Consider the following 1,695-nt stretch of genomic DNA (forward strand, 5'->3'; position numbering starts at 1 on the left):
GCCTTGTGCGCGTTCAGCGGCTGCTCCATCTTCATGGCCTCCAGGACGACGACCAGGTCGCCCTCCTTGACCTCCTGGCCCTCCTCGACCGCGACCTTCACGATCGTGCCCTGCATCGGCGAGGCGAGGGTGTCACCCGAGGCCACCGGCCCCGACTTGCGGGCCGCGCGCCGCTTCGGCTTCGCGCCGGCCGCCAGGCCCGTGCGGGCCAGGGACATGCCCAGGGAGGAGGGAAGGGAGACCTCCAGGCGCTTGCCGCCGACCTCGACGACGACCGTCTCGCGGCCCGGCTCCTCCTCGGCCTCCGCCTCGGCGGGGGCGGTGAAGGGCTTGATGTCGTTGACGAACTCGGTCTCGATCCAGCGGGTGTGGACCGTGAACGGGCCGTCCTGCCCGTGCACCTCCGGAGCGAACGCGGGGTCGGCGACCACCTTGCGGTGGAAGGGGATCGCCGTGGCCATGCCCTCGACCTGGAACTCCTGAAGCGCGCGGGCGGCCCGCTGGAGGGCCTCCTTGCGGGTGCGGCCGGTCACGATGAGCTTGGCCAGCAGCGAGTCCCACGCCGGGCCGATCACGCTGCCGGACTCCACACCCGCGTCCAGGCGCACGCCGGGGCCGGACGGCGCAGCGAACGCCGTCACCGTGCCGGGGGCGGGGAGGAAGTTGCGGCCGGGGTCCTCGCCGTTGATGCGGAACTCGAAGGAGTGGCCGCGCAGTTCGGGGTCGCCGTAGCCGAGCGGCTCGCCGTCGGCGATGCGGAACATCTCGCGGACCAGGTCGATCCCGGCGACCTCCTCGGTGACCGGGTGCTCGACCTGCAGACGGGTGTTGACCTCCAGGAAGGAGATGGTGCCGTCCTGGCCGACCAGGAACTCGCAGGTGCCCGCGCCCTCGTAGCCGGCCTCCTTCAGGATGGCCTTCGAGGCGCGGTACAGCTCGGCGACCTGCTCCTCGTTCAGGAACGGCGCCGGGGCCTCCTCGACCAGCTTCTGGTGCCGGCGCTGCAGCGAGCAGTCACGGGTGGAGACGACGACCACGTTGCCGTGCTTGTCGGCCAGGCACTGGGTCTCCACGTGCCGCGGCCGGTCCAGGTAGCGCTCGACGAAGCACTCGCCGCGGCCGAAGGCGGCCACCGCCTCACGGACGGCCGACTCGTACAGCTCGGGGACCTCTTCCAGGGTGCGGGCGACCTTCAGGCCGCGTCCGCCACCGCCGAAGGCGGCCTTGATGGCGATCGGCAGCCCGTGCTCCTCGGCGAAGGCGACGACCTCCTCCGCCCCGGAGACGGGGTCGGGGGTGCCGGCGACCAGGGGGGCACCGGCGCGCTGGGCGATGTGGCGGGCGGCGACCTTGTCGCCCAGGTCGCGGATGGCCTGCGGCGGCGGGCCGATCCAGATCAGCCCGGCGTCGAGCACCGCCTGGGCGAAGTCCGCGTTCTCGGAGAGGAAGCCGTAGCCGGGGTGGACGGCGTCCGCCCCGGAGTCCTTGGCCGCCTGCAGGACCTTGTCGATGTCCAGGTAGCTGGTGGCCGGGGTGTCACCGCCCAGGGCGAACGCCTCGTCCGCGGCGCGGACGTGTACCGCGTCCCGGTCCGGATCGGCGTACACGGCCACGCTGGCGATCCCGGCGTCCCGGCAGGCCCGGGCGACGCGGACAGCGATTTCGCCACGGTTGGCGATCAACACCTTGCGCACG

1 protein-coding gene is annotated in these 1,695 nt (G+C 72.8%); it reads right to left on the reverse strand.

Annotated elements, in window-relative coordinates; genetic code table 11:
- The coding region (locus C3488_RS39565) for a biotin carboxylase N-terminal domain-containing protein (RefSeq protein WP_103845627.1) at positions 1-1,694 on the reverse strand (1,694 nt) is incomplete at its 3' end.
- Position 1,695: the final 1 nt, after the last annotated feature.

This window comes from Streptomyces sp. Ru72 (assembly GCF_002920635.1).
GTDB lineage: Bacteria > Actinomycetota > Actinomycetes > Streptomycetales > Streptomycetaceae > Streptomyces.